This window comes from Streptomyces sp. NPDC056580, assembly GCF_042793175.1.
GTDB lineage: Bacteria > Actinomycetota > Actinomycetes > Streptomycetales > Streptomycetaceae > Streptomyces.
This window is the reverse complement of sequence record NZ_JBHTVE010000013.1, coordinates 38,854-57,140: the sequence shown is the minus strand read 5'-3', so window position 1 is coordinate 57,140 and position 18,287 is coordinate 38,854. Positions and strand designations below refer to the sequence as shown.

Here is an 18,287-nt window from a genome sequence, read left to right as displayed (position 1 = left end):
TCGGGGGGCTGGTCAGCCGATGGGGACTTCGACGGAGCGGGACTCAATGGCGTCGAGGGTGGCCAGGGTGGCGGCGTCGAGAGTGATCCCGCCGGCGGCCGTGTTGGCCTCGAGGTGAGCGGGGTTGGCGGTGCCGGGGATGAGCAGCACGTTGGGGGCGCGGTGCAGTAGCCAGGCGAGGCCGACCTGGGAGGGTGTGACGCCCAGGGATTCGGCCACGGCGTGCACCGCCGGCTCGTCGGTCGCCTTGGGCAGGCCCGGGAAGGACCCGCCGAGTGGGAAGAACGGCACCCAGGCGATGCCCTCGGCCGCGCACAGCCGCAGCAGGTCCTCGTCGTCGCGGGAGACGAGGCTGTACGCGTTCTGCACGCAGGCGATGCCCGCCGGCAGGGCGCGGCGAAGACCGTCGAGGGTGACGCAGCTAAGGCCGATCGCGCCGATCTTGCCCTCGTCGCGCAGGGCGGTCATCACTTCGAGCTGGTCGTCGAGGTCGACCACCTGGTCGCCGTCGGGGCGCAGGCCGGGGCCGGAGTCGAGCCGGCGGAGGTTGACCACAGGGAGCCGGTCGACGCCGAGGCTGCGCAGGTTGTCCTCGACGCTGGCGCGAAGCTGTTCGGGGCGCTGCGCGAGACGCAGTGGCAGAGGCCCGCCCGGGTCGGGGTCGGCCCCTACCTTCGTGACGACCAGGACGCCGTCCTCGGGGCGCAGCGCCTCGCGGATGACCTGGTTCGCGAACCCGAAGCCGTAGAACTGGGCGGTGTCCACGTGGTCGACGCCCAGCTCGACCGCGCGGCGCAGCAGGGCGACGGCCTCACTGCGGCTGTGGTGCAGGCGTTCGAGTTGCAGGGCGCCGTAGCCGACCCGGAAAACGGTGCGGCCTGCGAACGGAGCGGTCAGGGTGGTCATGGCGCGGTCTCCTCGGCCGGTGACTGCAGGGCGGTGTACAGCAGTTGGGCCAGGTAGAGGCTCTGCACCTGATGGGCAATCGGGGTGGCGCGCTCCTGGGCCTCGGCCGGCTCGAGGTGTTCGACCTTGACCAGCCAGGCGGTGACGCTGTCGTGCACCATCGCGCGCATCCGGTCGATCGTGTCGACGACGATGTCGTGGATGGCCGGGTTGTTGGTCGCCTCGCTCCAGGTCTGCACGCCGACCCGGGCTTCGACCGGGTCGATGCCGGCGATCAGGCGAGTGAGCAGTTCGTCGGGGTCGGGCGGGGTGTCGCTCCCGGCGTACTCGCCGAGGGCCTCCGCGCGTTTGGCGAGCACCGCGTGGGCGGAGGCCTGAACCAAGTCGGCCTTGTTGCGGTAGTGGGCATAGATCGAGCCTGTTGACAGGCCGGACTCGGCCGTGATGTCGGCGATCGAGGTCCGCTCCAGGCCGTTGCGGCTGAAGCAGCGTACGGCGGCCTCGGTGATCTGGGCGCGCCGGAGTTCCTTGCGTGCGTCGGTGAGTCGCGGCACCGCACCTCCCACAAAAAGAATCTCGGTTCTGCTTGTTAGCTCAACATACAGAACCGCTGTTCCGTTTGCTGCGCGGGCGGATGTGGCGGGGATCACGTTTCGGGAAAGACCTGCGGCCCGGCCCGGGCGTCTAGGAGGCGTGAGATCAGTCAGGGCAGCGCTGCACGAACTGGACGAGGAACGCCTCGTCCAGCTGGGAAGGTCACCCCGTTCAACCGGAGCTTCGATGCGTTCGTGACGGCCCGGCCCGTACTCCTCGCACCGCCGCGACCTGCGGACTCACGCGATCACCGGGACTTTGAAATGCCCCTGGACCAGGCCAGGAGCCAGCACCTCCATATCCCGGATTCGGGCGTTACCGGTCGAGCCTCCGGCCTGGCCAGCGTCGCGCAGCTCCGCCACCTGCAACGCTCAGTGGCCAACTACGACGCTCAGTCACACTTGGCCAAGCGCCGTGGGGACCCGGTCCCCGGGAACAGCGTTGGCGGCAGGGACCTTCGGGGCACGGGGAGTCGTCATGGGATCTGAAGCGGCGCCGTCCGGGAGTCCGCCCTGCGCGACAGGCAGGAGCAGTTCCGGAAGGTGTCGCCCAGGATCAGGACGGGGCCGGTCTCACCACGGGTCAAGTGCCGGCCGGGTGGGGTCCGGCCCGGCGGCTCGGGCGCGGCCGTCGCGTCAGCGGCCCCGCGGGGCCGTCCGGGCCGGGACGCTCCGCCAGGCGAGGGCCGCGGCGCACAGGTAGGCGAGGGCGCCGACGGCCATGGCGGTGCGCAGGCCGGTGCCGTAGTCGGTGCCGGTGGCCAGGAGGCTGCCGCCCAGGGCGACGCCGGTGGCGCTGCCGATCTGGCGGGTGGTGTTGAACAGGGCGGAGGCGGCGCCCGCGTACGCCGGGGGCGCCGCGCCCATCACGGTGGCGGTCGAGCCGGTGAGCGCGAAGGACGTGCCGAATCCGGCGGCCATCATGGGCAGCACCAGCAGCGGGTAAGCGGGATCCGGCCCGGCCGCGGCCCAGCCGGCCAGCCCCAGGGCGCCCAGGAGCATGCCGGAGACCACCAGCGGACGGTCGCCGGTGCGGCGGGTCAGCCGCCCGGACAGCACGGAGGCGAACATCGTCATCGCCACCGCGGGGAAGAGGGCCAGCCCGGTCCGCAGGGCGCTGTAGCCGCGCTGGTGCTGGAAGTACAGGCTGGCGGTGAACACCATGCCGTAGAAGCCGAAGTTGAACAGCAGGCCGACGACGGCCCCGCCGCTCATCGCCCGGGAGCGGAGCAGCACCGGCGGAAGCGCGGGAGACCGGGCGAGCCGCTCGCGCACGGCGAACGCCGCGACGGCGAGCGCGGTCAGGGCGAGACCGGTGAGCACGGCGGGGTCGGTCCAGCCGCGCCGCCCCGCCTCGTTGAGCGCGGCGGTGAGCAGCGCCACGGCCGCCACCACGGCGCACTGGGCCGGCCAGTCCAGGGCCCGGCCGGGGTGCCGCGGCGAGGGCGCCACGAACCGGGACGTCAGCACCAGGCAGACCACGCCGACCGGCAGGTTGATCAGGAAGACCCAGCGCCAGCCCACCGTGGAGACCAGCAGCCCGCCCAGCAGCGGCCCGGCGGAGGCCGCGATGCCGGCCATCGATCCCCAGAGCCCGAAGGCCCGTGAGCGGGCCGCCGGCTCCGGATAGGCCTCCTGGAGCAGGGCGAGCGAGCCGGGCACGATCAGGGCCGCGCCGAGCCCCTCCAGCAGCCGGGCCGCGACCAGCGAGGAGGTGTCCGGCGCGGCCGCGCACGCCGCCGAGGCCGCCGTGAACACCCCGGTGCCCGCCCGGAAGACGCGCCGGTTGCCCAGCCTGTCGCCCAGCGCGCCGCCGGTCATCAGGAACCCGGCGAAGACCAGGGTGTACCCGTCCGTGATCCACTGGATGCCGGTGAGCGAGGCGCCGAGTTCCCGGCCGACCACCGGCACGGCCACGTTGATGATGGTGACGTCCAGGATGACCATGAAGTACCCGGCGCACACGGCCAGCAGCGGCGCCATGGAGCGCGTCGCCGCCGACGGGGCCGGGCCGGGGGGCGCGGGCCCACCGCCGGCGGACTCAGCGAAGGGCACGTCGCCGACTCCGTCCTCGGTCCGGGGAACCCTGAGCGGTGAGCATGCTAGGCGGCGCGGGCGCGCCGATCGACGACCCCGGGCCGCCGGGCGGCCCGCATGGACCGGACGGCCCAACCGGCCGCGGCCGGTCGGGTCCGCGGCACGGTCCGCTCAGCGCCGCCCGCCGAACTCCCAGTCGTGGACCTCGACGGCGGCGTACGCGCCCGGGGCCAGGACGGCCCGGGCGGTCTCCGGGTCCGGGGCCCGGACCAGGGCCGCCGTGCCCAGCCAGGTGGCGCCGTCGTCGGACAGCAGCGGCCCGAACGCGATCAGGTCGTCCCGGCCGGGCGGCAGCTCGGGCCCGGTGGTCCCCCGCGCACCGAGCCCGAGCACCAGGTACCGGTTGCCGCCGGCCGCCCCGCCGGGGAACTCCCACATGGTGCGCCCCAGCAGATCGCGCCACCGGCGCAGCAGCACGTCCCGGTACACGCCGGCCTGCTGGTTGGGCTCGTCGAAGGCGAACGCGCGGGCGGCGGCGGGGCCGGGCAGGTCGACGATGTGCACGCTGCCCGTGGGCGCGCCGCCCCCGGCGGCGAAGGTGGGGCCGCGCGCGATCAGTTCCGCCGCGTACCGGTCCATGTACGACCAGTGCTCCTCGGTCAGTTCGCCGCGCAACGCCTCGGAGCCGGGCCGGTCGCGGTGGTAGCAGAAGAACTCCATGCCGTGGACCCTGGCGCACCGCGGGCCCGTGCCTCAACCGGATTCGTTCGTCACGCCGAGACGCGCGGCCGGTCGCCGGCGCTCCTGCCGCCCGGCAGCATGATGCGGCGGGACACCACGAACGTCACCGGGATGGCGGCGGCCGAGGCGAGCAGCGGGGCGAAGCGGTTCCCGGCGTGCAGGACGTCCACGATCACGTACACGCCCGCGGTGGTGACGAGGAAATTGGTGACGTTCGTCAGCGGGAACAGCAGGAATTTCCGCAACGTGGGCCGCGTCCGGTAGGTGAATCGCGCGTTGAGGAAGAAGGATCCGACCATGCTGAGCAGAAATGCCACAGCGTGCGCGCCGAGATAGGGGAGCCAGTGCAGGAACAACAGGTAGAGGCCGTAGTACACGGCCGTGTTGACGACACCGACCACGGCGAAGGTGACGATCTGTCTCGGAATCAAGGGATGAGGTCTTTCGTTCGTTCCACGTTGGTCGCCTTGACCAGGAAGTGCGGACGCCCCTTCACCTCGTAGTAGATGCGGCCGGTGTACTCCCCGATGACTCCCAGCATGACCATCTGCACGCCGGCGAGGGCGGTGACCGCGGTGATGATGGTCACATAGCCGGGGGTGTCGACGCCGTTGACGAGTGCGGCGCCCACGATCCAGGCGGTGTACAGGCCCGCGCACAGCAGCAGGCCCGTGCCGAGCCAGAGGGCGGCGCGCAGCGGCCTGTTGTTGAAGGACAGCAGGCCGTCGAGACCGTAGTTGAGCAGGCTGCGCATGTTCCAGGAGCTGCGGCCCGCCTCGCGCGTCGCGTTCTCGTACTCGAAGGTGGTGCTCGGGAAGCCCACCCAGGCGAACAGGCCCTTGGAGAAGCGGTTGTACTCGGTGAGGGCCAGCACCGCGTCCACCACGCGGCGCGACATCAGGCGGAAGTCGCCCACGCCGTCGACCAGTTCGACGTCGACCAGGCGGTTGACGAGCCGGTAGTACAGGCGGGCGGTGAGGGTGCGGGTGAGCCGGTCGCCGGAGCGGGTGCGCCGGGCGATGACCTGGTCGTGGCCCTGCTCGCGCAGCCGGACCATCCGCTCGATCAGCTCGGGCGGGTGCTGGAGGTCGGCGTCCATCACGACGACCGAGTCGCCGCCGGCGTGCCGGAGGCCGGCCAGCAGGGCCGCCTCCTTGCCGAAGTTGCGGCTGAAGGAGACGTACCGCACCCGGGAGTCGCGCCCGGCGAGGTGCTCGAGCACGGCGAGGGTGCGGTCGCGGCTGCCGTCGTCGACGTAGACGAACTCCATGTCGTGCCCGAGCGGCAGCAGTTCGTCGGCGGTCCGCTGGACCTCCTCGTGGAACCGCTCGAGGACGGCCTCCTCGTCGAAGCAGGGCACGACGATCGATATCAGCATGGCGGATCTCCCCCAGGGCGCGGTCGGAGCGCGGTGGTCACGCGTTCGCGTGGCGGTGTGGTCGGGTGCGGTGCCGGGACGCGCCGGCGGCGCACGGCCCCGAGCACGGCGAGCACGGCGAGCGTCAGGAGCGAGGCCGCCCCGACGGCTGTGCCCAGCCGCAGGCCGGGCGGGTGGAAGGTGCAGGTCAGTGAGGTGGAGACGCCGTCGAGCGGGACGGCGATCAGTCCGTGGTACGACTCGGCGGGCCGGGGCCGGCCGCCGCCCGCCGCGCACCGCCAGCCGGCGGTCCGGGGGACGGCCACGACGGCGGTCCCCCGGCTGCGGGCGGGCAGTTCGGCGTGCAGGGTGCCGTCGGAGACGGTGACCCGCGTGGCGCCGGTGGCCGTCAGGCGGGCGGCGGCGGCACGCAGGCGCCCGGTGTCCAGGCAGCCGACGGCGCCGCCGGGGACGCGGCCGGGCCGGTCGGGGGTGAGCGTGACGCGCAGCCGCCCGGACGCCGGGGCGGGTCCGAGCGGCTCCATGGCGGCGCGGTTGCGCGGGTGGGCGAACCGGAAGCGCGCGCCGGCCCGGGCGCGGTCCAGGCGCGCGGTGCCCGAGAAGTGCGGGGCCCACAGGAACACCTGGCTGCCGGCCGGGCAGCCGGCCGTGACCGTCGGGTGCGCCAGCGCGTTCCGGGTGCCGACCCGGCCGCCCGGGGCGGGCCGCCCCGCGTCGTCGTGCACGGTGGTGCGGGGCACGGTGTAGACGCGGCTGCCGAGCAGCAGTTCCTGGTTGCGGTAGGGCGAGGGTCCGAACGCGGCCCGTGCGGGGGCGCCGCGCACGGTCACCAGGGGCGGCACGTCCCGCCGGGTGACGGTGAGCGGGCCGCCGCCACCGTCGTGCGGCGGCCTCGACTGGTGCGGGTCCGGCGGGGAGTGCACCCGGGCGCCGACGGAGAAGACGACGTCGGTGACGGGGTTGTCCAGGCTCTGCACGCTCCTGCCGCGGGAGGTCCAGCCGCCGCCGAGCGCGGTGAGGGTGCGGCTGAGCACGTCGGAGGTCAGGCTGCTGTAGTACTGGGCGCCCTGGCCGCCGACCAGCAACGGGTCGTTGGCGACGGTCTGCTCGCGGCCGGGGTCGGTGCGGTACCGGGGCCACCCGTCGGCCAGGGCGATCGCCGCCGCCTGCCGCTGCTGCCGCTGCCCCCAGGGCGCGTAGTCGTCAAGGTGGGCGAGGCGCGCCCGGGTGGCCGCGGCGGAGGTGGCGGCGCTCTCGCCGAGCTGTGCGCCGAGCAGGAGTACGGCGGCCAGCCCGGCCAGGGCCCGCGCGCGCCGCCCGGAGTGCGCGCGGCCCAGCAGGGCCAGGCCGCCGAGCGCCCCGGCGGCGGCGAGCAGCAGCACCGGCCAGGTGTGCGGGCGCACCAGGTGGCTGCGGCCGGCGAGGACGGTGGCCAGGGCGAGCAGCGCGGCTGCCGCGGCCAGGACGCGCCGGGGTGGCGGGCCGTACGAGAGGGTGTGCCAGGCGGCGATGACCAGCAGCCCGCACACCACGAAGGCCTGCCGGTAGGGGCTGCCCTGCGGCGTGGCGAAGGCGTGCCAGAGGAGATGGGTGGGCGTCCACTGCAGCGACAGGGTCGCCACGAGCACGAGCAGGGTCCAGCCGGTGCGCACCCGGGCCGGGACCGCGCGGTGGAACGGCAGGGCGAGGGCGAGCAGCAGGGTGGTCAGGCCCACGTAGAGGGCCGGGGAGCCGAAACCGTAGGTGGCCGGCAGCAGCCGGGCCAGCAGGTCCTCGTCCGGTACCGGGCTGAACGCGTGGAACCGGCCGGGGTAGGCGTGTTCGGTGCCGAAGTAGACGACGGCGACCAGCGGGGCGGCGAGGCCCACGCCGAGGGCGGCGGTGAGCGCGGCACGGCCGGACGCGGCGAGCGCCCGCCGGCGCGGCAGGTCCGCGAGCAACAGGCGCAGCAGCAGGACCAGTCCGGCGCCGAGAGTGGCCATGTAGGCGGTGTAGAAGTTGGCGGTCCAGGCGAGGGCCACGACGAGTGTGCCGAGCACCATACGGCGGCCGGCGAGCGCCCATTCGCCGGCCAGGCAGAGCAGCGGCAGGGCGATGAGGCCGTCCAGCCACATGGGGTTGTACGAGGCGTCGGCCACGCTCCAGCCGCACAGGGCGTAGGAGGCGCCGAGCAGACCGGCCGCCCACCAGCGTCCGGGGCGCAGGGCCAGGAGCAGCCAGGCCATGGCGGCGCCGGCCGACGCGGTCTTCAGGACGGTGATCACGTAGACCGCGAGGTCGATCTCGTTCCGCGGGAAGACGGCGACTAGCAGGGCGAACGGGCTGCCCAGGTAGGTGCCGAGGTCGGGCAGGAAGCCGGCGCCGTAGCCGGACTGCCAGTTGACGAGGAGGCCGCCGTCGGCGCGGCCGTGCAGCAGGTCCCACAGGTGGGCGTGGAACGGTATGTACTGGTTGCCCAGGTCGTTGACGTCACGGGTGCGGGGGCCGAAGGGCCGGCTGCGCGCGAGGACGTCGGCGGCGCAGAAGGCGGTGACGGTGACGACGGCGGCGAGCAGGGCGGCGCGTGCCGTCGTGCGCGGCCCTTCGGGCCGGGTCGTGCGGTCCATTGTCCGGCAGGCCCCCAGCGAATTCGAATTCTTCGTTCTCCTCGTTTTCGCCGTATCAGACGGGGTCTGATCAGGGATGGTTGTGCGCACGTCGAGAAGTGGGGCCTCCCGTTCCGAATAGTCTGAACACGTCGTGAATTTCTCGAAGCCCCGGCAAACACGGAATTTCGGGAAGGTGTTTTCAAGGTAAATCGACGTTTCGCACGGCGCGGGCGAGAGGCGTGCTCGGCGGACCTTGACCTGGAGTGCGCTCCAGCTCCTAGCGTTCCGGTGACGGCGAACGGCGGCCGCGTCCGGCGGCGGCCCGGAAGGGATGTACGACATGAGCGAGAGCACCACGCGTGACGAGCGCTTCGCCCACGGCCTGGCGGTTCTGCGGAAGGTGGACGGCGAGGCCGGGCAGCGGGTCGTCGACTCGCTCGCGGACGTCAGCCCGGAGCTGGGCCACCAGGTCGTCTCCTGGGCCTTCGGGGAGATCTACGACCGGCCGGGACTGGCGCCGCGCGACCGCCAGCTCGTCACGCTGGGTGTGCTCACCGCACTCGGCGGCTGCGAGGCCCAGCTCGACGTGCACGTGGGCGCGGCCCTGAACGTGGGCCTCACCCCTGAGGAGATCACGGAGGCACTGCTGCACTCCGCCGTGTACTGCGGCATGCCGAGGGCGCTGAACGCCACGTTCGCCGCGAAGAAGGTGTTCGCCGAGCGCGGGCTGCTGCCGGTGGGACAGCCGCCCGCGCCCGGGGCCTCTTCCGCTCGGCCCTGAGGAACGCGGCGGAGTCCGCCGGGAAGGCGTCGCCCTGAAAGGCGCGCGCGCCGGGGCCGCCCCGGCGCGGCACGGGACCCGCTCGTAGACTCGGGGCATGCATGAGCCGATGCCTCGCCGGCCGGCCGGGCGGCAGTCGCCCGGCCGGCCGCCGGACGGCCCGCGGCCGGGGTACCGGGAGGGCCGGCGGTGAGCGGGCTCGTGCCGGTGCCCGACGTACTGGCCCATCTGGCCGGGCGCTGGCGGGTGGAGCGCCGCGTGCGGGACCTGGCGGGCGGGGACGAGGGGCGGTTCACCGGGGTCACCGTCTTCAGCCCGCTCGACGGCGGCGGCCTCCTGCACGAGGAGTCCGGGGAGTTCACCTGGCGGGGCGTGACCCGGCCCGCGACGCGGACGCTGCGCTTCCTGCCGGGGCGGGAGCCGGGCACGGCTCACGTGCGGTTCGCGGACGGCCGGCCCTTCCACGAGCTCGACCTCACCTCGGGGCGGTACGTCGCCGCCCACCCCTGCGCGGCCGACTTCTACCGCGGCGAGTTCACCGTCACCGACGCCGACCGCTGGCGCACGGTGTGGCGGGTGGGCGGGCCCGCGAAGGACTTGGTGCTCACCACGGACTACGTGCGCGAGGGCTGAGCGAGGACGCCGTCCAGACGGAGGTTCCAGCGGCCCGAGCGGCCCGCCACGGTGGTCACCGACAGCGGGCGGACGTCGATGTTCCAGTACGCGGCGGGCGGCGCCTTCAGGGCGTACACCAGGGCCGCGCGGATCACCGAGGGCTCCGTGACCGCGACGATCCGGCCGCCCTCGTCGGCGGGGCGCGTCTCGAGCCAGCCGCCGACCCGGGAGATGAAGGCGAGCAGCGACTCGCCGCCGTGCGGGGCGGAGCGCGGGTCGGCGAGCCAGGCGTCCACGGACTCCGGCTCGCGTGCCATCGCCTCGCCCAGCGTCAGCCCGCGCCAGCGGCCCATGTCGCAGTCGCGCAGGGCGAGCTGGACCAGCGGGGCGTATCCGAGGGCGTCGCCGGTGGCGCGGCTGCGCGGGGTCGGTGAGCAGTAGCGCAGTTCGGCCGCCGCCAGCGGCAGCAGGTCCCCGGCGGCGCGCTGCACCTCGTCCCAGCCGGCCTGGTCCAGCGGCCGGTCGTCCTCGAAGCGCTCCGCGAGCAGCGGGGAACTGCGCGCGGCGGCGACGAACGTCACCCGAAGTGGCATGCCGTGATGGTGGGCCCAGGGGTTATCCAGGTCAAGGGCTGCCGTACGGCTGTTACCGAGGGTAATAAGTCGTTCACTCGAAGGAATGGACCATCCAGTGGTCGGGGCGGTCGACCGGCCGGAAGCCGAGCCTGGCGTACACCTCCTGCGCGTCCTCGGTGGCCAGCAGGATGCGGCGCAGCCCGTACGGCCGCAGGTGCTCGCGGATCAGGCCGACGAACGCCGTGCCCACCCCCTTGCCGCGCACGGCGGGGTCGACGTACACGTCGGCGAGCCACGCGAACAGCGCCCGGTCGGTCACCACCCGCGCGTACGCCACTTGCTCCCCCGAGGCCGCGTCGTACACGCCGAAGTTGACCGACTCCGCCATGGCGCGCTCGTGCTTCTCGCGGGGCCTGCCGAGCGCCCAGTAGGCGTCGGACGACAGCCAGCCGTGCACGCGGTCCACGTCCACGCGGCCGGTGTCGGCGGAGAACTCGTAGCCGTCGGGCAGCTCGGGTGCGTCGCTCATGCCGGCATCCTCACAGGCCGCCGGGCCCGGCGTCGACCCCGTTTCACCCGCCGGACCAGGGGGTGCGGGCCTCGGCGTGCCGCGGCGGCCGGCGGCCGGCCGGCTGCCCCGCGGGTGCCCCGGGGTCAGCGGGCGCCGGGCCGGAACACCTCGTCGCAGGCGGTCCGCAGCCGGCGCACGCCCTCCGCGATCTCGCCGGCGCCCGTGACCGCGGCGAAGCTCAGGCGGAGGTGGCTGGCGGGGGGCTCGGCGCTGAAGTAGGGGCGGCCCGGGGTGACGGCGACGCCCGCGCGCAGGGCGGCGGCGGTGAGGGCGGACTCCGCCCCGGGGCCCGAGCCGCCGGCGCCCGCCGTGCCGTCGGGGAGGCGGACCCAGAGGTGGTACCCGCCGGACGGGATGTGGGGCAGGGACAACTCGGGCAGGTGGCGGGCGAGTTCGGCGGTCATGGCGTCGCGGCGCGCTTTCAGCTCGGCCGACAGCGCCCGCAGGTGGCGCGGCCAGGCCGGGGAGCCGACGAGCTCAAGCGCGGCCTCCTGCAGCGGCCGGGGCACGAAGAAGCTGTCCACCACCTGGATGGCCCGCAGCCGCTCCAGCACCGGCCCGCGGGCGGCCAGCGCGCTCACCCGGAAGCTGGGCGAGGTCGCCTTGGTCAGCGAGCCGACGTGGACCACGACGCCGTCGGGGTCGTCGGCGGCCAGCGGGCGGGGCAGCGGCCCGGCGTCCGCGTGCACCATGCGGCGCACGAAGTCGTCCTCGACCACGAAGGCGCCCGCCGCCCGTGCGATGCGCAGCACCTCGGGGCGGCGGCCGGGGGCTAGGACGGCGCCGGTCGGGTTCTGGAAGAGCGGCTGGCAGACGAAGACCCGCGCGCCGGTCGCCCGGAAGGCGTCGGCGAGCAGGTCGGGGCGCACCCCGTCGGGGTCGACCGGCACCGGGACCGGGCGCAGCCCGGCGGCGCGTGCCAGGGCGAGCATGCCCGGGTAGGTGGGCGACTCGACGAGCACCGGGGCGCCGGGCGGGGCGAGCGCCCGCAGGGCGGTGGCAAGCGCCGACTGTCCGCCGGCCGCGATGAGCACCCCGGCGGCGGTGACCGCGCCGCCGATGCCGCGCGCGAACCACTCCCGCAGCTCCGGCAGCCCCTCCAGCGGGGGTCTGCCCCAGGCGCCGGGCCGCCGCCCGGCGCGGGCCAGGGCGGCGGCCATCGCCCGCTCCGGCTGCAGGGAGGGGTGCGGGTAGCCGCCGCTGAACTCCAGCACACCCGGCGGCGGCGCGGCCAGCGAGACCGTGACCCCGGAGGCGTCCACGGTGCGCGGCGCCGGCTCGGAGCCGTCGGCGCTCAGCGCCACCTCCTGCCAGGAGGTGTCCCCGGTGGGCTCGGCGGCGGCGCGAGGGCCGGCCCGGAAGGCGCCGGCGCCGGGCCGGGTCACCACCAGTCCCTCGGCGGCGAGCTGCGCCAGGGCCCGGGAGACGGTCACCGGGCTCACCCGGAACCGCTCGACCAGTGCCCGGCTGGACGGCAGCTTTCCACCAGGTGAGTAGCGGTTCATTTCCCGACGGAGCTGTTCTGCCAGTTCGCCCACGCTGCTACGCTCATGCATGAGAGCACAGAGTAGCGCTACTGCCGCGACCTCGATAGCAGTCACCGCCCCCGCCGCCGAGCGCCGGGGCTTCGGCACCGGACAGGCCGCGCTCGGCGTCCTCGCCTTCTCCCTGACCTTCCCGGCCACCGCCTGGGGCCTTGAGGGCTTCGGGCCGTGGACGCTGGTGGCCGTCCGCAGCGTGCTCGCCGCGCTGGTCGCGGGCGGGTGTCTGCTGGCCCTGCGCGTGCCGCTGCCCGAGCACCGCCATCTGCCGGGCCTCGCGGTCGTCGCCGCCGGCGTGGTGTTCGGCTTCCCGCTGCTCACCACGCTGGCCCTGCAGACCTCCACCACCGCGCACGCCGCCGTCGTGGTCGGCCTGCTGCCGCTGACCACCGCCGTCTGCTCCGCCCTGCGCACGGGCCACCGCCCCGCCCGGCGGTTCTGGCTGGCGGCGCTGGCGGGCGCGGCGGCCGTGGTCGCGTTCACGGTCGGCCAGAGCGGCGGCGCGCTCACCGCCGCCGACGGCTACCTCTTCGGCGCGCTGCTGGTGTGCGCGGCCGGGTACACCGAGGGCGGCAGGCTGGCCCGGGTGATGCCCGGCTGGCAGGTCATCGGCTGGGCGCTGGTGCTGTGCCTGCCGCTGAGCGTCCCGGGTGCCGCGCTCGCGCTGTCGTACGAGCCGGTGCGGCTGACCGCGCACGGGGTGACCGGCCTGCTGTGGGTGGCGCTCGGCTCGCAGTTCCTCGGGCTGGTGGTCTGGTACCGGGGCATGGCGGCCATCGGCATCCCGAGGGCCAGCCAGTTGCAGTTGGCCCAGCCGCTGCTCACACTGGTGTGGTCGGCGCTGCTGCTGGGCGAGGACCTCACGGCGGCCGCTCCCCTGACCGCCGTCGCCGTGCTCGTGTGCATCGCCGTCACCCAGCGGTCGTGACGTGAGGAGGAGGGCTCCTATGCATGCATCCGTGGGAGACCAGCTTGTCCAGCACGGCAGGGTTGTCGGCCAGCACGACCACGTGTCGATAGTCGTCGAGGTGATGGGCGCGGAGGGCAACCCGCCCTACCGGGTCCGCTTCCCCGACGGACACGAGGCCGTGATGTCTCCCGGCCCGGACTGCCAGATCAAGCACAAGGAGAAGGAACAGCAGCTCTAGCTCAGCGCGGGGTCCTCGCCGGCTGCCGATAGTGGTCGGCGACCACCCGCGCCATCGCGCCGATCGGGTCCGCCGCCACCTCCCTGGCCGCGAAGAAGACGTGTCCGCGCACCTGCGGGTACCGGGCGGCCAGCGTGAGGTGCCGGGACAGCTCCACCGGGTCCTGCCACTGGGACGGCTGACCCGCGGCGCCCGCCTTGTACAGCGCCTCCCCGACGTACAGCCGGGTGCCGGTGCCCCGGGCCACCTCCGCCCACCACTCGACCAGGGTCGCGTAGTCGGCGGCGGCGAAGCCGATGTGCCAGTAGAGCTGCGGGACGATGTAGTCGATCCAGTGGTTGCGCACCCAGGCGCGGGTGTCCGCGTGCAGGTCGTCGTAGGTCTGCACGCCGGCCCGGGTGTCCGAGCCGAGCGGGTCGGTCGTGGCGTTGCGCCACACCCCGAAGGGGCTGATCCCGAACCGGGTGCCGGGCCGGACCCGCCGGATGCCGGCCGCCGTCTCGCGGACCAGCCGGTCGATGTTGTCCCGGCGCCAGTCCGCCCGGGAGGCGAAGTCGCCGCCGTACCGGTCGTAGGAGGCGTCGTCGTCGAAGGTCTGGCCGGCGACCGGGTACGGGTAGAAGTAGTCGTCGAAGTGGACGGCGTCGACCGGGTACCTGGCGACGGCGTCCAGCATGGCCCGCTGCACGAAGGCGCGGACGTCCGGCCGGCCCGGGTCGTAGTAGAGCTTGCCGCCGTAGGGCACCACCCACTCCGGGTGCACACGGGCCGGGTGGGACGCGACCAGCCGGCCGGGGTCGGTGTGGTTGGCGACGCGGTACGGGTTGAACCAGGCGTGCAGCTCCAGGCCGCGGGCGTGCGCCTCGTGCACGGCGGTGCCCAGCGGGTCCCAGCCGGGGTCCTGCCCCTGGGTCCCGGTGAGATACTCGGACCAGGGCTCGTACGGCGAGGGCCACAGGGCGTCGGCCGTCGGGCGCACCTGGAGGATCACCGTGTTGAGCCGGTCCCGGACCGCCCGGTCCAGATGGGCGATCAGCTCCGCGCGCTGCCCGGCGGCGGTGAGGCCCGGCTTCGAGGGCCAGTCCCGGTTGGTCACGGTCGCGAGCCACACGCCCCGCATCTCGGCGGCCGCGCGGTGCCGGCCCGCCGCGGTCCGCCCGGCGCCGGCGCCCGCGCTGCCGGACGCCGCGTACGCGTCCTGGGCTCCGGCGGCCCCGGCCGCCGCCAGTGTCGACAGCGCCGCGGCCGCGAACGCCCGGCGTGAGATCCGCCCCATACCCGCACCCCCATACCCTCCGGATCCGCGCCCTCACGGATCGTCCCGCGCCCCAGGATGCCCCCACCCGCGCGATCGATCATCGATACTTGGCGGTAACGTGCACGATCGGAGCAGGCGCCGACCAGGAGGCCTGCCACACCCGGACAAAGCCGGAGAACCAGCGAAGGGGACGATGTGACCGACATCGAGCGCGTCGGAGTCGTGGGCTGCGGCCAGATGGGCGCCGGCATCGCCGAGGTGTGCGCCCGCGCGGGACTGGACGTGAAGGTCGCCGAGACCACCGGCGAAGCCCTGGAGATCGGCCGCACCCGGCTGTACAACTCCCTGGCCAAGGCCGCCGAGCGCGGCAAGATCACCGAGGAGGAGCGGGACGCCACGCAGGCGCGGCTCAGCTTCACCACGGACCTCGGCGAGTTCGCCGACCGCGACCTGGTGATCGAGGCCGTGGTGGAGAACGAGCAGGTCAAGACGGAGATCTTCCAGGTGCTCGACCAGGTGGTGACCCGTCCGGACGCCATCCTCGCCTCCAACACCTCCTCCATCCCGCTGGTGAAGCTGGCGGTCTCCACCTCCCGGCCCGACCACGTCGTGGGCGTCCACTTCTTCAACCCGGCCCCGGTGCAGAAGCTGGTGGAGCTGATCCCGGCGCTCACCACCTCCGAGGGCACCCTCAGCCGCGCCCAGGCCTTCGCCGAGAAGCTGCTCGGCAAGCACGCGATCCGCGCCCAGGACCGCTCCGGCTTCGTGGTCAACGCGCTGCTGGTGCCCTACCTGCTCTCCGCGATCCGGATGTTCGAGTCCGGCATCGCCAGCCGGGAGGACATCGACAACGGCATGGAGATGGGCTGCGCCCACCCGATGGGCCCGCTGAAGCTGTCCGACCTGATCGGCCTGGACACCATCGTCTCGATCGCCAACTCCATGTACGCCGAGTACAAGGAGCCGCTGTACGCCGCTCCCCCGCTGCTCCAGCGCATGGTCGAGGCGGGCCGGCTCGGCCGGAAGACGGGATCGGGCTTCTACAGCTACTGATTACCGTCCGCTACGCCCGTGGGCCCGGCACCGGTTTCGGTGCCGGGCCCATCTGTTTCACACGCCGTGTGCGCGCCGGGCCCGCATATGCCCGTCACACACGCTCCCCACGCGCCCACCAGCCGAGTTGACTCTGCATGCGCATGCAAGGGGTGCGGAACCCCTACGTCCGACTACGGAAAGGAGTGGACCCGTGAGCGCCGAACCGGAGCATCCCGTGGTCCATGGTGAACTCGCAGAGTTACGGCGCCGTCTCGACGTGGCCTACGCCCGCGTCGAGGGAGGACTCGCCCTGCTCAGTCACCGCGCCGAGGAGACCGCCAAGGAGGTGGACGACCTGCACACGCGCATGGCCTCGCTGGAACACGCGCGCTGGCCCCTGCCCTCGCTCGCCGTCCTCACCGCCCTCGGAGCCCTCGTCGTGACGGTCTGGCAGGCGCTGGCCCGCTAGCCGGCGACGTCGCCGGCGAGCCTCATGTGGTGCAGCAGGAGTAACGCGGCCGCCATGTTGGCGGCCGGGACCTCCCCCCGGGCGATGAGGTCGGGGACGACCTTGAGCGGGACCCACTCCCGGCGGTCCGACTCGAAGTCGTCCACGGGATGCCCGACGTACTCGCCGCGGTCGGACCAGTAGATGTGGTGCCGGGCGTCGGTGAGGCCGTTGGACGGCTCCACGCTCATCAGGTGGTTCAGCGGTCCCGGCCGCCAGCCGGTCTCCTCCTCCAGTTCCCTGGCGGCCGCGCTCGCGATGTCCTCGTCGTCCTCCACCACGCCCGCGGCCAGTTCCCAGCCCCAGCTGTCGGTGATGAAGCGGTGCCGCCACAGCAGCAGGACCTCGTTGGCCTCGTTGACGACCGTGGCGACGGCGACCGGCCGCAGCCGGATCAGGAAGTGGTCGAGGTGCCGGCCGTCCGGCAGCTCCACATCCGCGAGATTGACGCTGAACCAGCGGTTTTCATACACAGTTTGTTCGTTCTGTTTCGTCCACTGCACGGTTCTGCCACCTTCCGCCGAGTAAGGGGCAATATCGCAGCAGGGGCTGTGTACCTACAGTGGGCCTACAGCGGTACGCGCGGTACGCCTACAGCGGTACGCGCAGTGCGCCGTCGATGAGTTCGGCGGCTTCGGCGGTCCCGGCCGAGCCGCAGCGCACCAGGTGCTCGCGCACCGCGCGGAGTCTGTCGCGCAGCCGCTGGGACTCCATCCCGCGCGCCTGCTCGGCCATCCGCACGGCCGTGGCCACCGCGTTGTCGGCGTTGCCCTGGCGCAGCTCGATCGTGCTGAGCATGGCCAGCCGGTGAACCCGGCCGCGGTCGTGGGCCGGGTTGTCCACCGCGGCCGCCGCGTGCTCCCGGGCGGCGGCCAGTTCGCCGAGGCTCAGCAGCGCCTCGGCCACCTGGACGTTGACCAGGCCGGGCTGGACGTAGCCGGTCTCGTCGGGCTCGTACCCGCGCCGGATGCGGTCGGCGGCCGTCTCGGCCCGGCGGATGCAGGACAGGGCGCTGCCGGAGTCGCCGAGGTGGGCGTACGCCTTGGCCTGCATCGCGTACAGGTCGGAGGCGAGGGCCGGGGTGATGTGCCTGCCGGCCGCGCGCAGGGCCGCCTCGGCGAACGCGACGGCCTGCCGGTACTCCCGCATGAACAGCGTTTGGTTGACCAGCAGCGCGATCACGTAGGCGCCGAGTCCCCGGTCCCCGCTGGCCTTCGCCAGCCGGAGCGCCTGGTGGAAGTAGCGCTGGGCCAGGCCGTGCGCGTCGGAGTCGTAGGCGCAGATGCCGGCGATCGCCACCAGCCCGCCCGTGGCCCGGTGCAGCTGGCGTCCGGTGGCGTCGGTGTAGCCGCCGCGCAGCAGCGGGGCCGCCTCGGCGTTGAGGAAGCCGACGATCCGCGCCCGGGTCGCGACGCCGCCGGCCTTGCGGTACATCTGCTCGTAGTGGCTGCGGGCGGCGCGCAGCAGTTCGAGGTCGGCCGCGGTGACCCGGTGCCGGCCGCCCCGCGAGACGTCCACGTCCTCGGGCGGGTTCTCCCACTCCCACACCGGCATGACGGCGGGGGTGCCGGTGACCGCGGGCGCGCCGAGCACGTGCGGGCGCTGCTGTTCGTCCGAGCGCCACAGCGCGGTGGCCCGCTCCACGAAGCCGGACAGCGAGCCGGTGTGCGGGGTGCTGGGCTCGCCGGGCACCCCGAGGCCGATGTCGTCGAGCGTGACCGGCCGGTGCAGCCGTCCGGCGAGCACCTCGCAGATCAGGTCGGGCACCTGGCCGCGCGGCCGCTGGCCCTTCAGCCACCGCGCCACGGCCGTGTGTTCGTAGCGCAGCGCCAGGCCCCGTCCGCGCCCGGCCTGGTTCACGTGGGCGGCGAGACCGGCGTGCGAGATGCCCGCCTCGTCCAGGATGGCGTCGAGCAGAGTGTTGGGCTGCATGAGTGCCCCCCGAGTGGCCTGGTGACCGTCAGCGTAGTGGCTCGGCCTTCACACGGGGTGTGAACGGAGTGCGCGCACCC

Annotated in this window: 19 protein-coding genes; 6 read left to right on the top strand and 13 right to left on the bottom strand. The window is 73.9% G+C overall.

The genetic code is table 11. The features are described 5' to 3' along the window. Positions 1–12 precede the first annotated feature (12 nt). The 7 genes from ACFQ9Z_RS27440 to ACFQ9Z_RS27410 all read right to left on the bottom strand — a co-directional run bounded on the left by ACFQ9Z_RS27440 (position 13) and on the right by ACFQ9Z_RS27410 (position 8,261). Entirely contained in the window at positions 13–906 is an 894-nt protein-coding gene (locus ACFQ9Z_RS27440) for an aldo/keto reductase (protein ID WP_383024121.1), read from the bottom strand. Then, positions 903–1,460, bottom strand: a complete 558-nt coding sequence (locus ACFQ9Z_RS27435; protein WP_382179339.1) for a TetR/AcrR family transcriptional regulator — start codon at positions 1,458–1,460, stop codon at positions 903–905. The genes ACFQ9Z_RS27440 and ACFQ9Z_RS27435 overlap by 4 nt, the downstream gene beginning before the upstream one ends. Positions 1,461–2,135: 675 nt before the next feature. Beyond that, entirely contained in the window at positions 2,136–3,554 is a 1,419-nt protein-coding gene (locus ACFQ9Z_RS27430) for an MFS transporter (protein ID WP_383024116.1), read from the bottom strand. A 153-nt stretch (positions 3,555–3,707) separates the two neighbouring features. Continuing rightward, positions 3,708–4,256, bottom strand: coding sequence for a YciI family protein (locus ACFQ9Z_RS27425; RefSeq protein ID WP_383024111.1), 549 nt, complete (start codon positions 4,254–4,256; stop codon positions 3,708–3,710). A gap of 50 nt (positions 4,257–4,306) precedes the next feature. Then, the gene (locus tag ACFQ9Z_RS27420) at positions 4,307–4,708 is read right to left on the bottom strand and encodes a GtrA family protein (protein ID WP_383024108.1); all 402 of its coding nucleotides are present in this window, start codon (positions 4,706–4,708) and stop codon (positions 4,307–4,309) included. After that, positions 4,705–5,655, bottom strand: a complete 951-nt coding sequence (locus tag ACFQ9Z_RS27415; RefSeq protein ID WP_383024105.1) for a glycosyltransferase family 2 protein — start codon at positions 5,653–5,655, stop codon at positions 4,705–4,707. Before ACFQ9Z_RS27415 ends, ACFQ9Z_RS27420 begins: the two co-directional genes overlap by 4 nt. Then, positions 5,649–8,261 (bottom strand): YfhO family protein, encoded by a 2,613-nt coding sequence (locus ACFQ9Z_RS27410; RefSeq protein WP_383024100.1) that lies wholly within the window; start codon positions 8,259–8,261, stop codon positions 5,649–5,651. Before ACFQ9Z_RS27410 ends, ACFQ9Z_RS27415 begins: the two co-directional genes overlap by 7 nt. A gap of 322 nt (positions 8,262–8,583) precedes the next feature. On the opposite strand from ACFQ9Z_RS27410, the gene ACFQ9Z_RS27405 reads away from it, so the two are divergent. Together ACFQ9Z_RS27405 and ACFQ9Z_RS27400 are read left to right on the top strand one after the other, a co-directional pair. Beyond that, positions 8,584–9,024 carry a carboxymuconolactone decarboxylase family protein gene (locus tag ACFQ9Z_RS27405; RefSeq protein ID WP_383024095.1) on the top strand — a complete coding sequence of 147 codons (441 nt, stop codon included), beginning with the start codon at positions 8,584–8,586 and terminating at the stop codon, positions 9,022–9,024. A 189-nt stretch (positions 9,025–9,213) separates the two neighbouring features. Beyond that, the gene (locus tag ACFQ9Z_RS27400; RefSeq protein WP_383024091.1) at positions 9,214–9,657 is read left to right on the top strand and encodes a DUF6314 family protein; all 444 of its coding nucleotides are present in this window, start codon (positions 9,214–9,216) and stop codon (positions 9,655–9,657) included. Here ACFQ9Z_RS27400 and ACFQ9Z_RS27395 read toward each other — a convergent pair. The 3 genes from ACFQ9Z_RS27395 to ACFQ9Z_RS27385 form a co-directional block, all read right to left on the bottom strand. After that, complete coding sequence (locus tag ACFQ9Z_RS27395) at positions 9,639–10,232, bottom strand: histidine phosphatase family protein (protein WP_383024088.1); 594 nt, start codon at positions 10,230–10,232, stop codon at positions 9,639–9,641. The genes ACFQ9Z_RS27400 and ACFQ9Z_RS27395 overlap by 19 nt on opposite strands. Positions 10,233–10,305: 73 nt before the next feature. Then, positions 10,306–10,743: a GNAT family N-acetyltransferase gene (locus ACFQ9Z_RS27390; protein WP_383024084.1), complete on the bottom strand. Its 438-nt coding sequence runs from the start codon at positions 10,741–10,743 to the stop codon at positions 10,306–10,308. 125 nt (positions 10,744–10,868) lie between these two features. Beyond that, entirely contained in the window at positions 10,869–12,341 is a 1,473-nt protein-coding gene (locus tag ACFQ9Z_RS27385; RefSeq protein WP_383024078.1) for a PLP-dependent aminotransferase family protein, read from the bottom strand. Between ACFQ9Z_RS27385 and ACFQ9Z_RS27380 the strand changes: the two genes are divergently transcribed. Next, positions 12,340–13,254, top strand: a complete 915-nt coding sequence (locus ACFQ9Z_RS27380; RefSeq protein ID WP_383024074.1) for a DMT family transporter — start codon at positions 12,340–12,342, stop codon at positions 13,252–13,254. The two genes, ACFQ9Z_RS27385 and ACFQ9Z_RS27380, sit on opposite strands and share 2 nt — an antisense overlap. 19 nt (positions 13,255–13,273) lie before the next feature. After that, positions 13,274–13,474, top strand: coding sequence for a DUF1918 domain-containing protein (locus tag ACFQ9Z_RS27375; protein WP_383024070.1), 201 nt, complete (start codon positions 13,274–13,276; stop codon positions 13,472–13,474). A 1-nt stretch (position 13,475) separates the two neighbouring features. Here the strand turns inward: ACFQ9Z_RS27375 and ACFQ9Z_RS27370 are convergent, their stop codons facing one another. Further along, positions 13,476–14,750, bottom strand: a complete 1,275-nt coding sequence (locus ACFQ9Z_RS27370; protein ID WP_383024067.1) for a glycoside hydrolase family 10 protein — start codon at positions 14,748–14,750, stop codon at positions 13,476–13,478. A gap of 177 nt (positions 14,751–14,927) precedes the next feature. On the opposite strand from ACFQ9Z_RS27370, the gene ACFQ9Z_RS27365 reads away from it, so the two are divergent. Together ACFQ9Z_RS27365 and ACFQ9Z_RS27360 are read left to right on the top strand one after the other, a co-directional pair. After that, entirely contained in the window at positions 14,928–15,785 is an 858-nt protein-coding gene (locus ACFQ9Z_RS27365; RefSeq protein ID WP_383024064.1) for a 3-hydroxybutyryl-CoA dehydrogenase, read from the top strand. Between the two features lie 193 nt (positions 15,786–15,978). Further along, positions 15,979–16,236: a hypothetical protein gene (locus tag ACFQ9Z_RS27360; protein ID WP_281295387.1), complete on the top strand. Its 258-nt coding sequence runs from the start codon at positions 15,979–15,981 to the stop codon at positions 16,234–16,236. Here ACFQ9Z_RS27360 and ACFQ9Z_RS27355 read toward each other — a convergent pair. Both ACFQ9Z_RS27355 and ACFQ9Z_RS27350 read right to left on the bottom strand, forming a co-directional pair. Continuing rightward, entirely contained in the window at positions 16,233–16,778 is a 546-nt protein-coding gene (locus ACFQ9Z_RS27355) for an NUDIX hydrolase (protein WP_383024060.1), read from the bottom strand. The two genes, ACFQ9Z_RS27360 and ACFQ9Z_RS27355, sit on opposite strands and share 4 nt — an antisense overlap. 88 nt (positions 16,779–16,866) lie before the next feature. Next, complete coding sequence (locus ACFQ9Z_RS27350) at positions 16,867–18,207, bottom strand: transcriptional regulator (RefSeq protein WP_383024055.1); 1,341 nt, start codon at positions 18,205–18,207, stop codon at positions 16,867–16,869. Between the last annotated feature and the right edge of the window lie 80 nt (positions 18,208–18,287).